The organism is Paenibacillus sp. Soil750 (assembly GCF_001428045.1).
Lineage (GTDB): Bacteria > Bacillota > Bacilli > Paenibacillales > NBRC-103111 > Paenibacillus_E > Paenibacillus_E allorhizoplanae.
This window is the reverse complement of the sequence record NZ_LMSD01000034.1, coordinates 71373-93712: the sequence shown is the minus strand read 5'-3', so window position 1 is coordinate 93712 and position 22340 is coordinate 71373. Positions and strand designations below refer to the sequence as shown.

Sequence of the window (22340 nt, the reverse complement as noted above, 5' to 3'; positions counted from 1 at the left end):
GGCCTATTCCTTCATCATTGTGGAGGAAATGATTAGGAAAGTCAATTTGATGCGCAGGAAAATTCGATTATAACCGTCTTGCTAACAAAAAACAGGGCAGTCACACAAGTAGATCACGCTACTCGCGGAACAACCCTGCTCCTACTTCTTCATTTCACTCCAACAATGTCTGCCCTAAATACGAACCTTTCGAAGTAACACCAGGCAATACAGCAAAATAGCCGCCGCCTGTCGTATCCGTATAGGCCAGCATTTGATCCGGCATTTTCGGATTCGTTAAGCGTTTCTGAATTGATTCAAACTGAGTTTGGATATTCCGATTGAAGCACACAAACAACAATCCGGCATTGATGCGACCTACGCTGTCTAGATTTTCCATGAAATTATATCCGCGCCGCAAAATACGTTCACGCTCCGAATTTTCACCTGTACGCGGGTTAGATAAACGTATATGCGAGTCCAATGCTGTCACCTTGCCTTCGGCGTCTGCGGCAAACTGCGGCGTATCGAATTCAGTTGTACCATCCATGGGTGCCCCGGAAACCTTCTGGCGGCCAATGATCTCTTCTTGATCGGAGTATGTTTGTTGATCCCATGTTTCGATCCTCATTTGAATGCGACGAACAACCATATAGGTACCGCCTGCTAACCACGGTGTGCTTTCCCTATCGCTAGCATCAATCCAAACGTTATTTTTCATAAAAGTCTCATCTTGTAACGCAGGGTTAGCCGTACCATCCTTAAAACCAAATAAATTCCGTTTCGTCCCTTGCGCCTTCACTCCTAGTTGACCTGTTTGTTGCCAACGCAAGTGTGCAACGCCTCTAGCCGCTTTGGTTAAGTTGCGAATCGCATGGAAACAGATGATCGGATCGTCTGCACAAGCTTGAACCACGATGTCCCCATGAGTCAACTGTTCTTGAAGTGAATCTTTATGAAAGATCGGCATCTCGGTCAAGCCAACCGGTTTACGTGAACGAAGCCCGAAACGGTCAACCCCTTCCTTTTCAAAAAGAGAGGCACCTATAGCAAATGTAAGAGTTAATTTCCCTGTATCAAGACCAAGCTGCTCGCCGGTATCCGTTGGTGGAAAAGCCGCATCCTGTGGCTCCACAGCTAGCGGTTTACCTGCCATCAGGGAGGCAGCCATCTCCGTCCACTGCTTCATAAGTGCTTGCAGCTCTTTCACATCACTAGTCGTTACATCGAAAGCCGCGACATTAGCAAAATTTTGTGCAGGAGTGACAACTCCCGTTTGGTGGGTGCCATAGAAATCCAGCGTTTCACTGGTCGTGGTAGCGGCAGCTTTATTCGTTGGCAGCGCGGCTTGCGCCTTCCCCAGCAAATCTCCCAAAACAACGCCGGCCGCACCCGCAGCGGTCATTCCTAAGAAGGCTCGACGATTCATTTTGTCCAACATACCACTTAACCTCTTTCCTCTATTTACTTAGCGTTCCCGGCATTTTTACAAGCGGTTCAGCTAAAGCTTCTAATTTATTCTTCAAATCGACTTGTTTGGCTTGTTCTAATTTACTGAAATCATTCCATGTTGGACCAACAGGCGAAAGTGTGTTCATCGTCTCGATAACTGTCGCTAAGCTCTTGCTGATTTTCTCATCCAACGCCGCATCTTTCTTCTTCAATTCAGCTTTAACTAGATCGTAGATTGCTTGAGCGCCTTCTACATTTGCACGGATCACCGGCACTGTCGCACCGCTCCAACGTTCCTCTTCACCTGTAATTTTGCTGGACTGCGCTTCCTCCATTAATTCTCCGACACCAGCGATAAAATCAGTAGGTGCTATCGTTGTAGCCGCAATCGCTTGTTGCATTTTCTTACCATCTTCAAGCAAACGCGCCGCAAAAGGCTCAGCATCCTTGAGGTTTTTCTTCACAAACAATAAGTATTCGATTCGGTGATACCCTGTAAAAGCAGGATCCTTCTCATTTTTGAAATCATCAACACGCGCATCCATCACACCGTCCAGCTCACTGAACGTTTCGATGATTGGCTCAATTCTCTCATACGGCATTCGAGCAAGTCCATATGCTTCTGTCGCTTTTTTCAAATCACCACTTTTAACGGCGGTGTTCAGTTGATCAAGTAATGTCACCAATTGGTTACCTTGGTCTTGCACATATTTGTTATAGGATTTAGCCGCTTCCTTAAGCGCAGCAGAAGCCTCAATGACATCTTTATTAACAGCACCTTTGTTATCAGCTATAGATGTTGTCAGCTCAGTCAACGCCGCTTTCAAATTCGTGTTCAAGGCAGTCAATGTTGGTAAATCTAGCTTATCTTCTTTCAAGGCAGCTTGTAATGGTGTCAAAAATTTCTCTATTTTAAAATACAATTCCGGATATTTCGGTTTTACTTCATCTTCAAAGCTCGCCCATTGCTCTTCGAGCTGGTCTGCCCATTTCTTAGCATCCTTCACTTTTGAAGTGTCTAATTGACCTTTCAAACCATCAATACTTGTAACTAGTTTCGCGGACCCATCTTTGAGTGGGACTTTCGCAACTTCTGTTGTCTCTGTTTTACCACAACCAGCAAGTACCACTGTGACCGCTGTAGTTAAGAGTAACATTTGTAGACTTTTTTTCATGGGATAGACCCTCCACTTTTCTTTGAATTAGGATTTATTGTTTATTGACATATGTCTGTTAGACATGGTTTTAAGACGGTCCCTTACCACTGCTATGAGCGCCAGAAGCAACAAGAGGAACTGTGGGATTGCGCTCTCTAACGTAGGATATAGCGCTACGGCATCCCAGCTAGGCAGCCAATTGGCTGTTGTTGCTGGCAAATAACCGGCTAACTGAAGTCCATGAACGCCCATCCCGGCAAATTTAAAGCATAAGTAGAAAACAAAAACACTTGATATCAAGAAAAAAGGACGCATCGGGATACGCAGTCCGATCTTCAGAATTAAAAAGGCAATAATGAGCAGCAAACCTACACCAACCCCAATTCCGCCAAGCAGCGAAGCCAATGAAATTGAGGATGCCATCCCGATCATAAATAAGACCGTCTCCGTCCCTTCACGGAACACAGCAAGGAAAGCAAGTAAGCTAAGCGAAGCTAGGCTTCCAGTTGCTAATGCTTTGACACTTTGATTACGAATATAAGATTGCCAATTCGAAATACTTGCCTTGCTATGCAGCCAATAGCTCATATACAGGAGCATCAGAGCTGCAAAAACTCCAGTACACCCGGCAATTAGAAAATTGTTATTCCCAAAAGCACTTGCCGAGAATAACTGTTGAACCACAATGCCCAGCGCCAAGCTGACAACGAGTCCGCTATAAACACCGAACCAAATCCATCTTTTCTTATCTTCATGGCCAGCCTTTTTGAGAAACCCGAGTAACGCTATAACGACTAGTAAGGCTTCTAGCCCTTCCCGAAGGATTATCGTTGTGGCATCAAGCATCGTGTAGCTTGTCTTCGACGCTAACGGTTGTAAATCAGCATGCATCCGAGAAATCGTCACAGCGGCTTCCTCAGTTTGAGGCGGACTAGCGGAAAGCTGAGCGTAAGCTGTTACCATGTCTCGCTCCATGGAGGTATAAACGGCTGAGGACTGTGTCAATACAATTCCCTCAATAAGCAACCAGGAGTTGCGAAGCGTTTGAATACTCTCGGAAGCTCCCTCTATATCCTTCTCCTTCACTTGATTTGATGCTTTCTCCAACAAAGTTACTAGTGATGTAACGGTTACTTTACTATCACTCTTCGCGGAGGACCCGAACGCAGAGAGATCTCCTTCAATAAAAGAAGTGTTCAACGTATGTAAATCCTTCAACTTCGCAGCAAGCTTCTGAGCATCGACAGGCTGCTTCATTGTTTGCAAGGAAGCTTCTCCCATAGCTCCTTCAATCTTCTGATAGGCTGCTAAGGATTGCTCTTTAATCCCATCTTCATAGCTAAGCCAATTAATTTGAAAAGCTTCAAACAACTTCGTTGCTTGCTCGATATTCCCGCTTTCCGCAGCTTGTATGGCGCTTACGATGCCTGCATCTTCTTTGGCTAGTTCATCCTGAGGCTTGGCAATGACGATCAATGGCACAGAGAGAAACAATAGTAGAGCAATCCAACTGGATAAAATGACTTTACGCATACATGACAACCCCTTTAGAGTGGTAAACATTTAACCGTCATACATTTATTTATGTATAATATTGATAATCATTATCAACACAATAATTACTCTGTATATTTTACACTGATCCTCTCAACTGTCAATTACTTTCCCATAAAAAAAAAGCCAATTAACTTAAATAAGTTAATTAGCTCTTTGATCTGTCATTTAAATTTCACATCTTCAGGACGTATCGACATCAGTTCAAGTTTGGATGGTGCGTTCACATATTGACTTAACAATCGTACGGCCTGATGCCTCATCGCTTTCTCCAAAATATTCCTAACATACCTCGCATTGCTGAAAGATCGCCAAGTCATCGCTTTCTCTTCGGCTAGATGTTGCTTTAGCTTCGCTAGTGTTTGTGGCAGCAGAACATATTCCCGATCCTTCGCCATCAACTCCGTAATTTGGATCAATTGATCAATGGCATAATCCTCAAAATCAATTTGAATCGGAAACCGTGAAGGAAGTCCAGGGTTCGTTGCTAGGAATTGCTCCATTTCTTCACTATATCCCGCTAGGATGAGGATGAAATCATTTTTCTTATCTTCCATTCCTTTGACCAGCGCATCAATCGATTCCTTGCCAAAATCCTTCTCACCGCCACGTGCCAAGCTATATGCTTCATCAATAAATAGGACGCCGCCCATCGCTTTTTTCATGAGTTCACGCGTTTTTAGTGCGGTATGCCCAATGTATTCACCTACGAGGTCTGCACGCTCCACTTCAATGAAATGCCCTTTACTCAGTACACCCATGGCATGAAACATACGACCTAACAATCGTGCTACTGTCGTCTTCCCAGTTCCAGGGCTGCCCTTGAAAATCATATGGTACACATGAGCATTGCTCATAAGTCCGGCTTCAACTCGAAATTGAGAGATCTGCAGCAGCGCATAAATTTCATGCACCAGCTCTTTGACATTTTCTAAGCCAATCAGTCCATTCAGCTCTTTGAAAACATCCGATAGCGGACCCTCCATTGGCGTCCTTTTGCCAGAGATCATCGGCTCGGCGTCGGCAAGGGGTGAAGCGCCTGACTGCCCACCTGATCCCTCAACAGTTCGCCGCTGACTGCCAGGTTCCGGCTGCCGTAAAACGATGTTGATTTGTCTGGATGGCAAGCTTCTACCACTCATGAGGATCACCTCGTTTACTTGATGGTTTATTAGTGCGTATCCACCATCCTACGCTTGTAAACGCCATTTTAGACCGCAGCCTCTGCCAGAAACCAATAGTCTTTGTTTATTAACATCAATGGCGCTTAAGTCAGCATAAGTAAGGCCACGAATGTCTCCTTATCCAGAGCACCGAAATAGCGTTTCAGTTCCACATCTGCCATTCGTTCACGAACCGCACTTTCCTCATATCGCGTGCCAACCAGCTTATGTTCTAGTTCAGCGACATCATAGGCACCGAAGAAATCACCAAATATTTTAACATGCTGCAAATGTCCTTCTTCGATATTTAAGCGAATATCTACTCTACCAACACCTTCAATTCTTTTGGCATGCTGAATGGTGCTCTTAGGTGATTTCCCATAATTCCAATCCCAGTTCTGATACCGCTCTTCCGATATCTGATGAATCTCTGTCCAATCTTCCTCTGTTAGCTTATAGCTAGGTACATGCTCAGCATTGACTCCGAAAATGGAACTAAGTAACTTAGATCGAAACTCTGCCATCGCAATTGGTTCTTTCAGAAACTCCACAATATTCGCGACCCGACTACGGATTGATTTAATACCTTTGGATTGAATTTTATCGGGATCAACGCGAAGTGCCGAAACGACATTCTCTATCTCCGAATCAAATAAAAGCGTCCCATGACTGAACATTCTTCCCTTGGTAGAAAATTGCGCATTGCCTGAAATTTTGCGTTCACCAACTTGGATATCATTGCGCCCTGTTAATTCAGCTTGAATTCCTAGTGAATGCAACGCTTCAACAACTGGCGCTGTAAACTTCTGAAAATTATGAAACGAATTGCCGTCATCTTGGGTGATGAAGCTGAAATTCAAGTTCCCCAGATCATGATAGACCGCACCACCACCGGACAATCGACGAACCACATGCAGGTTATTCGCTTTCACATACTCGGGATTAATTTCTTCAAGTGTATTTTGGTTTTTGCCAATAATAATTGAAGGTTCGTTTATATAAAAGAGTAAATAACTCTCCCCAGCTGGGAGCTTACGCAAGGCGAACTCTTCAATGGCTAGATTGATTCTTGGATCTGTGATTCCTTCATTATCTATAAAAAGCATACGTAATCTCCTTCTATTTCACTAAATTTGTCGTAAGTGTGCGGTTTAACGTCAGCATGCCAAGAGATGCATAGAAAAGCAATGCACGTTCATTAAATTCCCAAACATTTAACTCGAGTGATTCGGCTTCGCGTGCTCGTGCCCATTCAGCAGCAGCCTGATAAAGTCTCTTGCCAATTCCTTGACGTTGATGTACGGAGGCAACGGCAAGTTCATTTAAATAAGCATATTTACGCGGCATAAGCGCTTCATAGTTTGGACTTTGCTTCATCTCTAACATCGCGACACCGACTACTTCCTGTCCAATCTCTGCCACGATAATCTCTTTGTCCTCCCGATCCGAGAAGCTTCGATACCAGCCCATCGCAACAACATGATCAAGTTTGGCAAATCGATCTGGCAATGCCTCGGCATGTTCTTCCTGACCTTCACGAATGATCGTATTCACAGCATCATAGTCCTCCCATGTGGCTGTTCGCAATCGTAGTTGCATCGTTTTCTTCCTCCCCAAATACGCATTGATAAATTATTGATTTTTAAATTGAATTTTTATACACTAAATTGTATATTTATGTAATAACTTTTGAGGATGGAGGCAATTTCCATGCAAACAGAACAATATTTTTTCGAATACCTTGATCGTATTGCTGCAAATACTTGGCCAGCGGAAAGTAATACTATGGTAGATCATTGGCTCATTCGAGCATCAAACGGGATAACGAAAAGAGCAAACAGCGTTTTCGCTATTGGGTCATACCCTCGTGATGACAATTGGTTATCGCATGTTGAACAATTTTACCATAGTCATGGGTTACCTGCTATTTTTCATGTTAGTTCAGCCTCTCCTGATCAATTAGACAACCTGCTCCAAGACCAGGGCTACGAATTAGATACTCCTTGTTATATGATGACAGCTGATTGCCAGCAAGTGGCTTCTCACGCTGAAGAACGCATAAAGAAGCAATATTCTTCTGCACTGGATCTTGAATTAGTAATTACACAATCCGTTACGAGTGAGTGGCTAGATGCCTTCCTTTTCTTAGAGCAGTACCCTGAGGAACGTCGGGGCTTTTATCAAGGTTTATGTGAGCGAATGCCAGCATCGAAAGCCTTCTTTACATTGAAAGACCAAGGTCAGACTGTCGCACTTGGCACTGCCATCGTTGAAGGAGAATGGGCTGGCTTCGTTAATGTGATCGTACACGAAGAACACCGCGGCAAGGGATACGGCTATGCCATTCTTCATGCAATGACGATATGGAGCATCACACAAGGCGCGACGCAGCAATATTTGCAAGTGATCGCAAACAATGTGCCCGCAGTTACGTTATACGAGAAACTAGGATATCAAATGAAATATGGCTATCATTACCGAGTGAAGTATGATTTGACTGCTCTTGTATCATCCTAACTAAGAATTTCTTAGGATGAAAGGAGCCGATTACATGACAGCCACCAAGGAAAAACCCGTTTTCCCATCACAGCATCAAAACCATCAACCTGGTATCGAATCAGAAATGAAGCCACTTCCTGAATTTGAGAATGCGAACTATAAACCCGCTGGTAAACTAAAGGATAAAGTTGCCATCATCACTGGAGGCGACAGCGGTATAGGGCGCGCTATTGCCGTGGCTTATGCCAAAGAAGGTGCCGATGTCATCATCGTCTACCTGAATGAGCATAAGGACGCAGAAGAAACACACCGACATGTGGAACAAGCGGGTCGCAGGTGCCTACACATTGCAGGCGACATTGGTGAAGAGAGCTTTTGCAAGCAAGTCGTTGACCAAGTCGTCAAAGAGTTCGGTAAGCTAGACATTCTTGTTAACAATGCCGCAGAGCAGCATCCTCAGAAAAGTATAACAGATATAACGTCAGCGCAGCTTGAACGAACGTTCCGAACGAATATTTTCTCCTACTTCTATATGACGCAAGCCGCCCTTCCTCATCTAAAGCAAGGTAGTGCGATTATAAACACCGCTTCAATTACTGCTTACCATGGTCACGAACAATTAATTGATTATTCATCAACGAAAGGTGCAATTGTCACCTTCACGCGTTCGCTCTCCCTGCAGTTGAACGCCAAAGGCATTCGAGTGAACGGTGTTGCTCCTGGTCCCATCTGGACACCGTTAATTCCATCTACATTTACAGCGCAGGAAGTTGAGGTCTTCGGCTCTACGACACCGATGAAACGGGCCGGACAGCCTAGTGAATTGGCACCAAGCTATGTATTCTTAGCCAGTGAAGACTCCTCTTACATGGCAGGGCAAATTCTACATATCAACGGTGGAGCCATCGTAAATGGATAAATGAACAAAAAGCATGACAAGGAGCGGCCTTCCCCGCTACCCTGTCATGCTTTTTATTCATTTGAGCCCGAGCTTCAATTGCAGTTTGGTTAAATACCAATTCGTATAGGCTAGCGTTTCTCTTGTATCATGATAAGGCATGAAAAGAACATCTGACTTGGCCCCGGAGACTCGCGGATCTTTGAAACCAATCGTTTCTGCAATATCAAGTGAACGAGAGCTATGAAACTTATGCGTGATGATAATTGCGCTAACAAGTGACTTCTCATCCATAATCTGCTTACTGAACAGTAAGTTCTCATAGGTACTCGTTGCCTTGGGCTCAATAAGTATACTTGACTTCGGCAATCCATTCTTCACCAAATAGTCCCTCATGCCCTCAGCTTCAGTCAGCTTAGAACCATTATGATCCAAACCACCAGATACAATAAGTTGCTTGAAGCGCCCCTGCTTGTACAACTCCACAGCCAAATCCAGTCGCTCTTGCAGCCCAGGACTTGGAATATCATTACGCAGCGAAGCTCCTAGTACAATGCCTACATCAACTTGCTTAGGCAAACTCGACTGATTTGGGCCTACCTGTACTTTCCACTGGATAAACACAACCCAACTCACCAGCAAGGCAAAGGAGATCAAAACGAATTGAAACGTCCTTACAAATATACGGTACAACCTAGATGGTGTTTTCCCTTTCGAGGTGCTTGCCTTCTTCTTCGTTGGTGCAGGTGCGATGGCGCGTTGTTTTTTGTTCATACTAGGCTTTGCCGGCATCCTTCCTACTCCTTATCCAGAAATGTACTTACCTGCCGAAATAAGGCTGGGGCGTCCTCGCTCAAACAGATTAAATGATCCGATTTAGCGTGCCAGTGAAGCTCTCGCTGCCCTCTAAGCTTGCTATAAATATACCGCGCACTCTGCGGATGAATGACTTGGTCTCTTTCCGCTTGTGCAATAAGGGTAGGCTTATTTACTAAACTGAGCTCCGGTTTCAGATGTCGGACAAGCCTAGTAAACTGCCAGGTCGCTACCAATGGCGTCGATTTCCCCTTGATTAAACTAATTTTACGTTGATACTTCCATTCCTCACGAAGGACGTTCAAGAGCCGGCCTGGACTCACATAAATGACTGCCGTGTTTAACAGTATGAGTCTACGTACAGGGTAACGAACCGATAAGTAGGCTGCCAATAGACCTCCCATTGAAAATCCAACCATATCAAAGGAGCCATAAGTCTCTGTCATTTTGGCCGCATGCCATTCGGCTGCCTGCACCCAATCTTCCCAACGCGAAGCGTGAAGCTGATGTCGGCATTCTCCATTCCAAGGAAGGATTGGCACCTCACACAGCTGACCACGCTCTCGTAAATGCCGAGCTAACGGCTCAACCTCATAAGGTCCACCTGTAAATCCATGGAACAATAGGCACGGTTGTTTCATGAGATCCACTCCTATCCTTTTATGAAAGCGTTGTTTATGTTAGTTTATTTTTCTTTGATTAAAATGGTGTTAATCGTTACTTTCTCTTTTGGCTTACTAGGGGTGGATTCTCCACCCATTTCCACTGGAGTTTCAGCGATTTTCGATATTGTGGCCATACTGTCTGCTGTGACTTTTCCGAAAATCGAATAATTCGGCGTACTGTTCAAATTCGCGCAATCCGTACCCGAGCAAATGAAGAATTGGCTGCCATTTGTATTCGCACCTGAGTTAGCCATCGCCACAGTACCTGGTTCATACTTATGCGTTGTTTTCAGCTCGTCAGCAAATTTATAACCTGGACCCCCTCTGCCTGTCCCTTGCGGATCTCCCGTTTGGATCATGAAGGTTTTGATAATACGGTGAAACGTCACATTGTTATAGAAGCCTTCTTTGGACAAAAAGACGAAGTTATTGACCGTTTTCGGTGCCTCTTTGGCGTACAAGTCGATTGTAAAAGTTCCTTTCGACGTTGTTACTTCAGCCTGATATGTTTTGTTCGTATCAATCATCATTTCTGGGGCTTTGCTCCATTGCTTGCCAGCTGATGCGGATGTCGATGCCGCCGGTGTTGCTGCTGCAGAAGAAGTTGGAGCAGTTGTTGTTGGTGCAGAAGTGCTAGAACCAGGCGTTGCCGTGCCGCCAGTTGTTTCCGTAGGTTTATTGCCGCAAGCGGATGCGATCAGGGTTAAAGTAAGCAAGGAAGCGGTGATTAGCATTTTGGACTTCATGGATTTAGTAGCTAGTTTCATGTAATGGACCTCCAGTTTGATATTGTTTGATGATGCGTGCACGTACGTGCCTTAGGGCAAGAAAATATTTGCCCAACCGTTATAGGAAGTAACGGCTTGTCCGCTTTGGCACGTTGGAGCTATAAGGCCCTTAAGGGCCTTATTATGCTCGCAATGTTAGTTAATTGCCGTTGCCGTTCTTCGGTTTCTCGTCAATCGGCTTATTCACCGGTAATGGCGTCGGCGTCGGACTCGGCTTAGGACTTATGGACGGGCTAGGTGTTGGTGTTGGACTTGGCCCTGTTTCCGTTCCTGTACCAGGTTTGATCGTTGCCCCAGGGGATGTCGAAGGGCTAGGCTTCCCACTAGGTGATGGGGATGGATTAGGATTATTCCCCCCATTACCTGGCGATGGTGACGGCGAAACCAATGGGGATGGTGACGGAATTCCGCCATTCGGAAGCGAATCATCCTTCGGAATTTCAACAGTAGCGATATTCGACTTCGCACCTGGTGTATTCGATTCGTTCGCCAGAGGTACCACATAATATTGGTAAGTTTCACCACTATTTATCGTCGTGTCTTCGACCAGCACTTTAGGTGTTTGAACAATCATTTTCGCTTCAGCCTCTGTCGCGCTTTTACGATAAACTTCGTAGCTAACTTTCTCTCCGAGAGAGGTCCATGCTATCTTAACACGCTTTGACTCCGGTACATAAGTGGCCGTAACATCTGAGATTCCACTAGGCGGTTCCTTCAAATCGTCCACATTGGCAGGCTTAACGAAGTTGGTAATTGGCTTGCCGTCTAGCGCTTTTGACATGACGGTCTTGAAGATAGCAGCCGTACTGCCGCTACCCACCGTCACATAATGTTTGGAATCGACCTTATCGAAACCTTCCCATACAGCCGCAGTCCATTCAGGCGTATAGCCAACAAACCATACATCTCGATCGTACTGTTCAATGCCCTTAATATCAAGTCCTGTTGAACCCGTTTTCCCTGCAACCGGTCGATTGAACTTCGCTTTCACACCCGTACCACCCGTCTCCACAACACCTTGCAGCAGCAGGGTCATATAGTAGGAAGTGCTTGGCTGCATAACTTGCTTTTTCTCAGGCTTATATGCTGCAACTTCTTTACCTTGAGCATCAGTAATGCGCAAAATCGCATGTGTTTTATTTTGCGAACCTTGGTTGGCAAAAGCAGTATAGGCTCCAGCCATTTGCAATGGCGATACACCATCCGTCAGACCACCTAGCGCAACAGCTAAATTCTGATCTTTCTGAGGATTTAAGGTGGTACCTAGTTTATTAGCAAATGCAGTCCCCGTCCCAACACCTATTTTACTTAATAACCATACAGGTGCTAAATTGTAGGATTTCTTGACGGCTTCAAACATAGTAACTTGACCATGTGTTTGCCGATCATAGTTTTGTGGTGTGTACGAACCGAAAGACGTCTGCGTATCATCTAACATCGAATAGGGTGTGTATTTACCACTATCTAAAGCAGGTGCATAGACAGCAATTGGTTTAAAAGACGACCCTGGCTGTCTTTTGGAATACACACGACTGAACCCTTTGGTTTTATAATCCCGGCCACCGATTAACCCCATGATACCACCGGTTTTATTATCAAGTATAACCATGGCGCTCTGAATTTTCTGACCATCGGTCGCATCCTTCTGGAAAAAACTCGGATCTGCGTAGGTTTGCTCAATAGTTTGCTGAGCTTTAATATTCATCGTTGTGTAAATTCGATAACCTTTGGTCAGCAGCTCATCTTCTTCAATACCATACATGTCCTCCGCTTCATTAACCACATAGTCCACGAACGAAGCATATTCTTTCGTCCCTCCTGTGCTTGTCGATACAGGCGGTACGTAATCGACATCAGCAGCTTTGGCGCGCTCAGCCTCCGTAATATAACCCTGATCCGTCATCAGTCTTAGAACAACTGCTCGACGTTCTTTCGATAAATCTGGATGGGTTAAAGGTGAGTAGCGGGAAGGTGCTTTGGGTAGAGCGGCAAGTGTCGCCATTTCCCATACTTCCAACTCGTTCAAATTCGATTTATTAAAGTACACCTTGGCTGCCGCTTTAATGCCGTAAGCATTACTTCCGAAGAAAATACGATTCAAATATTTCTCTAGAATCTCATCCTTCGTAAACCGCTCATCAAGCGCAAACGCAATCGACATTTCCGTACCCTTCCGGAAGGCTGTCTTTTCCGAGCTTAGGAATACATTCTTGGCAAGCTGCTGTGTGATCGTGCTTCCACCTTCAACTGCGGACATATGAATAATATCCGTGACAAGCGCACGCCCGATGGCTCTCAAGTCGACACCTGAGTGTTCTTTAAAACGACGATCCTCCGTAGCGATAAAAGCTTGCTTCAGCCGTTCCGGAACGTCTTTGATATTGACGCTTTCCCGATTTTCACCGCGATAGATTTTCGATATTTCAGTGGCAGGTTTATCTTTCCCATCCTTATCTTTGCCTTCTTCTTGCGCATAAATAAGGGTCGACTCTGTTGTGGAGATAATTTTATCAATATTTGCATCCAGGATTTTGAAGCCGCTCATGATGACAACAATATAAATCCCCGTTGCGCAAATCACAGCAATAATTGCAGCAATGATGGAACCCATAATGAGCTTGCGTGCATTGAATTTTTTCTTCTTAGAGCCCTTATTCTGGTTTGGTTTGGACTCCCTTGGCTTGGTTTGCGGCGTGGATGGATGTCTCGTAGGTTTTTTATCCATATTCACCAACTCCCTTACGTTTCGTTTCTCTCTAGATAGATAGTCGATTTATCAAGCCCAATGAAAAATCGCCTAAATTTCAACAAAAGAACAACCTTTATACAAGGTTGCTCCCAAAAGTTTCTATTCGGTTAGACGTTTCAGTCCATTAAAAAGTTGCAAATTGAAGCGATATACAGATTATTCCGTTGCTTCTGCAGCCGCCATTAACGAAACAGCACGCTGTGGTGTGAAGGTAGAGATAGCATGCTTGTACACCATTTGTTGACGGCCTTCGCTGTCAATGATGATAGTGAAGTTATCAAATGCACGAATAAGTCCTCTAATTTGAAAGCCATTCGTTAAATAAACGGTTACGGGAATGCTTTCTTTACGCAGCTGATTTAGAAAATTGTCCTGAATATTAATGGATCGGTTCATCAGTATGTCCCCCTTAATGGAATGAAACTTTCGCCCAAACGGCGCTATTTTCTATTGGTGATATTTGTTAATTATATTCTATTTTATGTACAAACTTTCCTGCTAGTATATCACTAATCATTTCGAAATGGGCAGAAAAATTTGCTGTATCTGTCACATCAACCCAATCAATGTCCTTCATGTGCCGAAACCAAGACAATTGACGCTTCGCAAATCGACGTGTATCCCGCTTGAGCAGGATCACAGCATCTTCGAAACTGAGCTCATGCTCCAGATAACTAACAATCTCTTTGTAACCGAGAGCTTGCATGGAAATGGCTGACTTTGGGGTGCCAGCGGCCAGAAGCGTTTGTACTTCTTCGACCAATCCTTCCTGAATCATCGCATCGATGCGTTCTTCAATCCGCTGATAGAGCAGGGCTCGGTCCATCGTTAGTCCAATGATACATAGTTCGTAAGGAGATTCTTTTTTCTGGGAGGCCAAATGAGCAGTCATAGTTTCTCCAGATATATGGAAAATCTCAAGTGCTCGAATGACACGCCTGCGGTCATTCGCATGCAGACGATTAGCACTTTCGGGATCAATTTCCCGCAATTTGGCATGAAGGGCTTCTTCCCCATACGTGTTTGCGAATTCTTCCTGCAATTGCCTAAATTCCTCATCCATGCTGACATCCGTGAATTGATAATCATAGCAAACCGATTCGATATATAATCCTGTGCCACCTACGATAAATGGCAGCTTACCGCGCGAGTGGATGTCTTGAATTAATCCTTTTACTCGCTCTTGAAACTCGGCTGCAGAAAACGAATACGATGGATCATGAATATCAATTAGATGATGCGGGACGATTTGCTGCTCCGCCTCGCTCGCTTTGGCGGTTCCGATGTCCATACCACGATACACCTGCATCGAATCACCAGAAATAATTTCACAATCGAAGCGCTGAGCAATTTCCAAGCTAAGCTTGGTCTTGCCAACAGCGGTGGGACCAAGTAGCACGAGTAATTTCGGCTTGGCTGATGGGGCTAACACAATCGAATCACTCCATACGTTGTTTTCGTTGTTGAACGTAACACATGCTCGAACCCTAATCGAGCAAACTCAGAACTGTCTCGGTTTTCCTTAAGCACAATACTTTTGCGCGCAACGCGTCTTGCTTCAGCGATCGAAGCCAAGCTAACGGCTTCATCGTTCGCACGATGCCGAAGTGGGGATATCGCATGCGATTCCTCAATCGGACTGCGAAACATGGGATCAAAATAGACCACATCCACACTCTGCGAGTCTAACTGCTGCAAATAGGATAGGTGATGCGTGTGCCTAACCTCGATACGTCTCATTGCAGCATTCAATTCTGGTATTTCTGATTGATACTGCACCAAACCTTCTTGAATCAGCATGGCTGGGATCTTCTCACTCTCAAGCGCTGTAACACGCCCTTCCATACCGACCACATAGGAGAATACGATGGCATCCGACGCAAGCCCCGCTGTACAATCCACAATACGGTCGCCAGAAACTGCTCCTGATGCCTCAATGAGTAAATCAGGCTCCCCCCTCTGCATCCGTTTGATACGAACGAGAGACATACTTGGATGGAAAAAAGTTGCAGGGTGGTCTTCTTCATAGTACCTGATCTCTTCCCTTGTCACAAGCAGAACAGAACTATCCTTATAATTTCTCCTAAGAAGTTCCAAAGAATACTTCTTCCGGGGCACATTTCGGCCCCCATATAATACGGATAAGCGTGCGGCTTCCGCCACCAATTCAGCAGACGGGTTATACGAAGTTGTTACTAGCACAGGGTTACATCACTCGCTTAAACATTTTTTCTAACTCATAGGTTGTAAAACTTACTACGATCGGTCGCCCGTGCGGACACGTATAGGGATTTCGACAGCCCGCGAGACGATCAATTAATGTCTCCATCTCCAATATACTGAGGCTTTGATTAGCCTTTATTGAAGCCTTACACGAGCACATAATCGCTGCCTTCTCACGCAGTTTGGCGATATCCAACGCTTTGCGATCAGCAATAATGAGCTCACACATCTCTTCGACGATGCCCTTCTCTTCTCCTGATGGGAACCAATGAGGATGCGCACGTACAAGGAACGTGTTACCACCAAAGGCTTCCATATACACGCCAACTTGTTCAAATAAGCCAAGCTTATCCGCAATAACACCCGCTTCAGACGGAGTAAATTCCAGCGTAATCGGAACGAGCAATTCTTGGCTCGCCTCAGCAGGATTGCCAAAATGCTCATAAAAATATTCATAATTAATGCGTTCATGTGCTGCATGCTGATCAATTAAGTACAAGCCTGTTTCATTCTGCGCAATCAAATAGGTGCCATGCATCTGTCCAATCGGATCTAAACGAGGAAACGTTGGGAGCTTAGGTGCATCGTTGTCCTCACTCGACGGCATCAAATCCATAAATGCCTCATTCGTGCGACGTTGCTGTTGAATAGAAGTGTTTCGAAATGCTGAATCGCGTACAGGCATGTAGCTCTGAGTATTTGCTGTCGTTTTTTTCGACGCAAATCCACTATCGGAAGGTGGAACAGTTCTCGAATAAGTCACGTCAGACGGCTGCTTTTGCAAAGGTGGCGTGGAAGGAAATGGCGCTGCCTGACGGTAGTCTGGAGCCGTTTCTTTAATCTGAGGTGGTAACCACTTGGTGTCATCCGTCCTCTGGTTAGAGCTTGATTCCTTCAAACCATTTAAGCCATCCAAGCCATTCGATGCTTCCAAGCCATTCAATGCATGCAAACCCTTCGAATCTTTCGAATCCTCAGCATCTTTATGATCCTTATAAAATTCCGCATCGAGCTCCATCGACGGACTGCGAGTTTCTTTTGGCGACTCCACGGTACGTGTGAGTTCCAATTGTTCCTGAACGTAAGCGCCTTTCGGCACTGATGACGCTTTGACTCCCGTAGGAATCAACACTTGTCTGCCGAATAGCCGTTTCACCTCGGCTTCGATCAGTGCCGTTAGCTCCGCTTCTTTACTGAAGCGGACCTCCAGCTTGGATGGATGCACGTTGACATCCACGAGCGCAGGGTCCATCCCGATGTGCAGCGCAGCAACGGGAAAGCGATTGATCGGCAGCAGGGTGTGATACCCCTGCAGCAGGGCCTGATTCAGCGCGAAGTTACGCACATACCGACCATTGACGATGGTCGAGATGCCACCGCGATTAGCGCGTGTCATTTCGGGCTTGGCGACGAAGCCCGAGATCGTATAATCCAAGCTTTCCACTTGGAGTGGAAGCATTTGCTTGGCAATTGCTGTGCCGTATATGCCGGCAATGACTTGGAGTAGATCCCCATTGCCTAACGTTTGGAGCAATACATTGCCATTATGCTTCAAGGTGAAAGCAATGCCTGGATGAGCAAGCGAAAGTCGATATAAATAATCGGAAATATGCCCAAGCTCCGTCTGGATCGTTTTCATATATTTCAATCTAGCAGGTGTATTATAAAATAAATCACGTACTGTCACTTCTGTTCCGCGCGATGCGGCTGTTTCTTCCACAGCACGAATCGTGCCGCCCTCGATGGTGATTTTACGTCCTAACCCATCATTCGTTGCACTCGTTACACACTCAAGCCTGGAGACAGAAGCAATACTTGGCAAGGCTTCGCCACGGAAGCCTAGTGTACGGATCGAGAACAGATCCTTGCTCGTTGCAATTTTACTCGTAGCATGCCGCTGGAAAGCTAATTCACAGTCCTCAAGAGCCATGCCTGAGCCGTTATCGGATACCCGAATTAAGGTTAAGCCACCTTCTTCAATCGTGACATCAACACGGGTACTCCCCGCATCAACCGAGTTCTCAACCAGCTCTTTCACGACCGATGAAGGCCGCTCCACCACTTCACCTGCTGCAATTTGGTTCGCAATATGCTCGCTTAAGAGCTGAATTTTTCCCATTGTCTTAATTCCCCTTTGTAGCCTGTATAGAAACGTTCTCCCCTTGGTGAACGACCTTCAGCTGCGGAAAATAATCATCAAATACATCGACATTGACATAGCTCATACCGTTTACAAGCATCAGTTTATCGGATTCAATGGCAAACGCATGCGTTCCCTTGCTATCCGTGATATCTACCGTACGATTCGGATCATTCCATGTAATTTTGGCCCCGATAAGAGCAGCTAGCCCACGTGCCGAAGCATAGAAGTTACCTTTTTCACTGAAGCTGCCGAAGCCATACCCAACGTCAACACCGTTATACGTAACATTATGTTTTGTAAACGACACTTGGATATCTGAAATACCTGTTTCATGAAGTGCTGTAATAAGCTGTGCCGACACGCCATCAACCTTCAAGTCCGGTGTAATGCCTACTTTGTTCACTTTTCGCATTTTGGGTGTTAAGTATTCTTCAACTGTGACCTTCAACACACTTTGATCTGGAAGCTCAAAGAGCTGCTGAACGCTTCCTTTACCAAATGTTTGCATACCAATCACTTTCGCAACTCCGTAGTCCTGTAAAGCACCCGAAAGTACCTCTGAAGCACTTGCACTATTCTCATTCGCTAAAATATAAACAGGAATCCCCAGCGGACTTCCATCTTCAAAAGTCACAGGATCATCCACACCATCACGGTTCTGGGTATGAATGAGGACGCCATCTTTTACAAAATGCTTGGCAATATTACGAGCCGTTTCTAGATAACCACCGGGATTATCACGAACATCTAGAATTAATGACTTCAGTCCTTTGGCTTGCAGCGCACTTAGTTGTTTGTCAAATTCTTCATCAGCTTCATCAGAAAAGTCCGTGATTTGTACGTAACCCACGCCATTGGCAAAACTTTTGCTGTACACTTCCGGGGAATTTACAGCTTGGCGAGTAAGTTCGAACGTTATTTCTTTATCCCCGCGAAGTACGGTCACCTTTACTTTGGTACCTGCGACGCCAATAATTTTACTCCGAACAGCATCAATTGAAGTTGTCGAAGCAGCTACGCCATCCACAGCTTTGATATAATCATCAGACTGCAACCCAGCTAATTCTGCCGGGGAACCTGGGATTGTTCTCGAAACATATACACCTTGGTCATCAAGCCCAATTACGCATCCAATGCCTTCAAAGCTATTTTCAAGCGTATTCGAGAATTGACCGTAATCCTGAGGTGTGAAGAGTACCGTATACGGATCCTTCAACCCAGCAATCATCTGCTCAATGCTCTGATTTTCCAGTGCCTCTAGGGAAACGCCGCTCACATGGTTTTCGACAAGTGTCTTACGCACGAGAACGGTTTGTAGATCTTCTTGTGCCATGGCACTTGCAGGCATAACGACGGCTAGAGCCGATGCGAGTGCCAAAGTTGCTTTAACTGCTTTCTTATTCAAAGGTGAGAAACTCATATGCATATCTCCGTTCCAGTAGTAATCTAAAGTCAAGTTAAGAAGTATAAGGTTAAAAATAACTGAAACTGGCGCCTTTGGTTACTGTAGTTTTTGCTTCCATTCGTAAACTAAATTAAGCGCTTGTAGTGGCGTCATATTGATGAGATCAATCCCCTTCAACTGGTCAAGTACCAGTTGGGATTTGCCGTCAGGCTTCTTCTTGACGGCAACATCAGCTGGACTGTCCTCCTCGAAGAGGGACAACTGCCGGATCGGTGTTGCCACGGGAGGTGCAATTGTGGCAAAGGCAGCGATCGCTGCGGCTTGCGGTACAGCTGACGCTGCCGCGCGCTCTTCAAAGCCATTCAGCAGCGCGTACGAGCGCTGAATGATCGCGTCTGGCAGCCCGGCGATTTCGGCACAGTAGATGCCGTAACTCGTGCTAGCTGCCCCAGGGATGAGCTTGCGCAGGAAGGTCACCTGCCTGCCGCTTTCTTTCACGGCCATGCAGTGATTGCGCAGATGCACAAGGCTCTCTTCCAGATGGGCGAGCTCATGGAAATGCGTCGACACGAGCGTCTTGCAGCCGATCCGATCGTGAAGGAATTCAATGACGGCCTGAGCGATCGCCATCCCTTCTCCAGTCGAGGTGCCGCGGCCCAGTTCATCAATGATGACAAGGCTCTGACTCGTCGCCTTCTCCGTCATGACCTGGATGTCCATCATCTCGACCATGAACGTACTCTGACCGCCGATGAGGTCATCGGCAGCGCCAATCCGCGTAAAAATCCGGTCCGTGACCGGGATGCGCGCGGATTTCGCAGGTACAAAGCAGCCGATCTGCGCCATGAGGCAGATCACGGCTACTTGCCGCATATACGTACTCTTACCGGCCATGTTCGGCCCGGTAATGAGCAGAATGCGGCCCTGCTCTTGAAGCAGGCTCGTCCCGTTCGCGATGAACGAGCCGTCCTGGATGACAGCCTCCACCACGGGGTGTCGTCCGTCTTCAATAGCAAGATCGAAGCCTTCGCCGATCTCCGGTTTGCGGAAGTGATGCGCCGCGCTGACCGTCGCTAGCGATTGATACACATCGGCGGTGGCAATAACCTCCGCCAGCTTCTGCAATCTGGAGATATGCTTCGAAATCCGGTCGCGCAGCTCCGTGAACAGCTCATACTCCAGATCAATCATTTTATCCTGCGCTTCCAGAATAAGCGCTTCTTTCTCTTTAAGCTCTGGCGTCACATATCGCTCCGCATTCGCAAGCGTTTGTTTACGCTCATAGCGCCCTTCCTGCAGGGCGGACATGTTGGCTTTCGTAACCTCGATAAAGTAACCGAACACTTTGTTATAGCCGATTTTGAGCGACTTAATGCCAGTAGCTTCTCGTTCTTGACGCTCCAGCTCGGCAATCCATTGCTTCCCGTTCTTGCTAGCTTCACGAAGCTGATCTAGGTAAGGTTGATAGCCTTCGCGAATCATTCCCCCGTCACGAATGGAAACAGGTGGCTCGTCCTCAATCGCATTGGCAATCCAGGACATGACATCATCACAGACGTCCATATTCTCAACGAGCTTCCGCAGTGTTTCGGATCCCGACGTGGCACATAACTGCTGCAGCATCGGAACTTGCTGCAAGGAGTGCTTCAACGCGATCATATCGCGGGCATTGGCATTGCCATAGGAGATTCGAGCGACCAAACGCTCCAAATCATAGACTTCCTTCAGGGCTTGCTTCACATCTTCTCGCACAATCAATTGATTGTAGAGCAGATTGACAGCTTCTAATCGTTCCTCAATCCGCGCCACATTCATAAGTGGCTTCTCGATCCAACGGCGCAGCATTCGCGCACCCATGGCAGTTACCGTTTTGTCCAAAAGCCACAATAACGACCCTTTTTTCGCACGCTCACGAACCGTTTCAACGAGTTCTAAATTTCGACGAGTAAACGGATCCATCGTCATAAATTGATCCGGTTCATAGATGCGAATGTGCTTCACATGCGTTAGTGCTCTTTTTTGCGTTTCTTTTAAATAAGCAAGCAATGTAGCAACACCTTGTCGACTGATGCTAGATAAATTTGATAACGCGGCATCTTCTGCAAAATGCTCATCAAGCAAGGTTTCGTCCGCTCTGCTCCACTCCGTTAGCACCATATTTCGGCCCCACGCAGCACCAGACTCGCGAATCGTTGTCAGCAGCACTTGACTGGTCACAATTTCAGATGGATTATAGACATTTAACTCATCAACGACGAGCTCCCAGGAATTAGCCAGCTTCGTTGTGTAAAGCTCCCCTGTTGAAATATCACAGGCTGTAAAGGCATATCCATCCGCTTGGTTGACCAAAGATACGATATAGTTGTTGACGGATTCTCCAAGGAGTTTGCTATCCATCACTGTACCTGGCGTAACGATCCGTACGATTTCTCGGCGTACAACGCCTTTGGCCTCAGCAGGATCTTCCACCTGTTCACAGATGGCAACTTTGTAGCCTTTCTCAATTAAGCGGGACATATAGTTGTCCGCCGCATGATGAGGGACGCCGCACATCGGAATTTTCTCTTCACCGCCACCTTCACGGCCTGTTAACGTAATCTCTAATTCGCGTGAAGCATTAATGGCATCTTCAAAAAACATCTCATAAAAATCGCCCAGACGAAAAAATAAAAAAGCATCTGGAACTTGTGCCTTCACGGCTAAGTACTGCTGAATCATCGGCGTATATGTAGCCAACTTGTGTTCCTCCAACCTATTCCGTTATTAAGGTGAACTCTTTGAAACTATCATTCTTATTTTCATCCGTACACAGCTTAATAGAAGTCATTCTGCTTGCGGCATACCCAATA

Annotated in this window: 18 protein-coding genes; 2 read left to right on the top strand and 16 right to left on the bottom strand. The window is 45.9% G+C overall.

Going from position 1 to position 22340, the window contains the following annotated elements:
* Window positions 1-154: 154 nt before the first annotated feature.
* From efeB to ASL11_RS24930, 6 genes are all read right to left on the bottom strand, one after another.
* The gene (gene efeB / locus ASL11_RS24955) at window positions 155-1420 is read right to left on the bottom strand and encodes an iron uptake transporter deferrochelatase/peroxidase subunit (protein ID WP_056620897.1); all 1266 of its coding nucleotides are present in this window, start codon (window positions 1418-1420) and stop codon (window positions 155-157) included.
* A gap of 19 nt (window positions 1421-1439) precedes the next feature.
* A complete protein-coding gene (locus ASL11_RS24950; protein WP_056620895.1) occupies window positions 1440-2606 on the bottom strand; it encodes an EfeM/EfeO family lipoprotein in 1167 nt (388 codons plus the stop codon).
* Between the two features lie 27 nt (window positions 2607-2633).
* The gene (locus ASL11_RS24945; protein ID WP_056620893.1) at window positions 2634-4121 is read right to left on the bottom strand and encodes an FTR1 family protein; all 1488 of its coding nucleotides are present in this window, start codon (window positions 4119-4121) and stop codon (window positions 2634-2636) included.
* Window positions 4122-4306: 185 nt separating this feature from the next.
* Window positions 4307-5284, bottom strand: a complete 978-nt coding sequence (locus tag ASL11_RS24940) for an AAA family ATPase (RefSeq protein WP_056620891.1) — start codon at window positions 5282-5284, stop codon at window positions 4307-4309.
* A 125-nt stretch (window positions 5285-5409) separates the two neighbouring features.
* Window positions 5410-6411, bottom strand: coding sequence for a lipoate--protein ligase (locus ASL11_RS24935; protein WP_056620889.1), 1002 nt, complete (start codon window positions 6409-6411; stop codon window positions 5410-5412).
* Between the two features lie 13 nt (window positions 6412-6424).
* The gene (locus tag ASL11_RS24930) at window positions 6425-6904 is read right to left on the bottom strand and encodes a GNAT family N-acetyltransferase (protein WP_056620887.1); all 480 of its coding nucleotides are present in this window, start codon (window positions 6902-6904) and stop codon (window positions 6425-6427) included.
* A gap of 111 nt (window positions 6905-7015) precedes the next feature.
* Here ASL11_RS24930 and ASL11_RS24925 point away from each other — a divergent pair, with 111 nt between their 5' ends.
* Window positions 7016-7822 (top strand): GNAT family N-acetyltransferase, encoded by an 807-nt coding sequence (locus tag ASL11_RS24925; RefSeq protein ID WP_056620885.1) that lies wholly within the window; start codon window positions 7016-7018, stop codon window positions 7820-7822.
* A gap of 34 nt (window positions 7823-7856) precedes the next feature.
* On the top strand, window positions 7857-8723 hold the full coding sequence (locus ASL11_RS24920; protein ID WP_056620883.1) for an SDR family oxidoreductase: 867 nt from the start codon (window positions 7857-7859) through the stop codon (window positions 8721-8723).
* Window positions 8724-8780: 57 nt separating this feature from the next.
* Here the strand turns inward: ASL11_RS24920 and ASL11_RS24915 are convergent, their stop codons facing one another.
* From ASL11_RS24915 to mutS, 10 genes are all read right to left on the bottom strand, one after another.
* Complete coding sequence (locus tag ASL11_RS24915; RefSeq protein WP_056620880.1) at window positions 8781-9494, bottom strand: YdcF family protein; 714 nt, start codon at window positions 9492-9494, stop codon at window positions 8781-8783.
* A gap of 5 nt (window positions 9495-9499) precedes the next feature.
* Entirely contained in the window at window positions 9500-10159 is a 660-nt protein-coding gene (locus ASL11_RS24910) for an alpha/beta hydrolase (protein ID WP_056620878.1), read from the bottom strand.
* A gap of 44 nt (window positions 10160-10203) precedes the next feature.
* Window positions 10204-10950: a peptidylprolyl isomerase gene (locus ASL11_RS24905; RefSeq protein WP_056620876.1), complete on the bottom strand. Its 747-nt coding sequence runs from the start codon at window positions 10948-10950 to the stop codon at window positions 10204-10206.
* A 160-nt stretch (window positions 10951-11110) separates the two neighbouring features.
* Window positions 11111-13696 carry a transglycosylase domain-containing protein gene (locus ASL11_RS24900; protein ID WP_056620873.1) on the bottom strand — a complete coding sequence of 862 codons (2586 nt, stop codon included), beginning with the start codon at window positions 13694-13696 and terminating at the stop codon, window positions 11111-11113.
* Between the two features lie 180 nt (window positions 13697-13876).
* Window positions 13877-14116: an RNA chaperone Hfq gene (gene hfq / locus ASL11_RS24895; RefSeq protein ID WP_056620871.1), complete on the bottom strand. Its 240-nt coding sequence runs from the start codon at window positions 14114-14116 to the stop codon at window positions 13877-13879.
* 67 nt (window positions 14117-14183) lie between these two features.
* Window positions 14184-15155: a tRNA (adenosine(37)-N6)-dimethylallyltransferase MiaA gene (gene miaA / locus ASL11_RS24890; RefSeq protein ID WP_056620869.1), complete on the bottom strand. Its 972-nt coding sequence runs from the start codon at window positions 15153-15155 to the stop codon at window positions 14184-14186.
* Window positions 15146-15922 carry a class I SAM-dependent methyltransferase gene (locus ASL11_RS24885; RefSeq protein ID WP_056620867.1) on the bottom strand — a complete coding sequence of 259 codons (777 nt, stop codon included), beginning with the start codon at window positions 15920-15922 and terminating at the stop codon, window positions 15146-15148. Before ASL11_RS24885 ends, miaA begins: the two co-directional genes overlap by 10 nt.
* 4 nt (window positions 15923-15926) lie before the next feature.
* A complete protein-coding gene (mutL, locus tag ASL11_RS24880) occupies window positions 15927-18062 on the bottom strand; it encodes a DNA mismatch repair endonuclease MutL (protein ID WP_056620865.1) in 2136 nt (711 codons plus the stop codon).
* A 4-nt stretch (window positions 18063-18066) separates the two neighbouring features.
* Window positions 18067-19506 carry a S41 family peptidase gene (locus tag ASL11_RS24875; protein WP_056620863.1) on the bottom strand — a complete coding sequence of 480 codons (1440 nt, stop codon included), beginning with the start codon at window positions 19504-19506 and terminating at the stop codon, window positions 18067-18069.
* Window positions 19507-19587: 81 nt separating this feature from the next.
* On the bottom strand, window positions 19588-22227 hold the full coding sequence (gene mutS, locus ASL11_RS24870; RefSeq protein ID WP_157257040.1) for a DNA mismatch repair protein MutS: 2640 nt from the start codon (window positions 22225-22227) through the stop codon (window positions 19588-19590).
* Window positions 22228-22340: the final 113 nt, after the last annotated feature.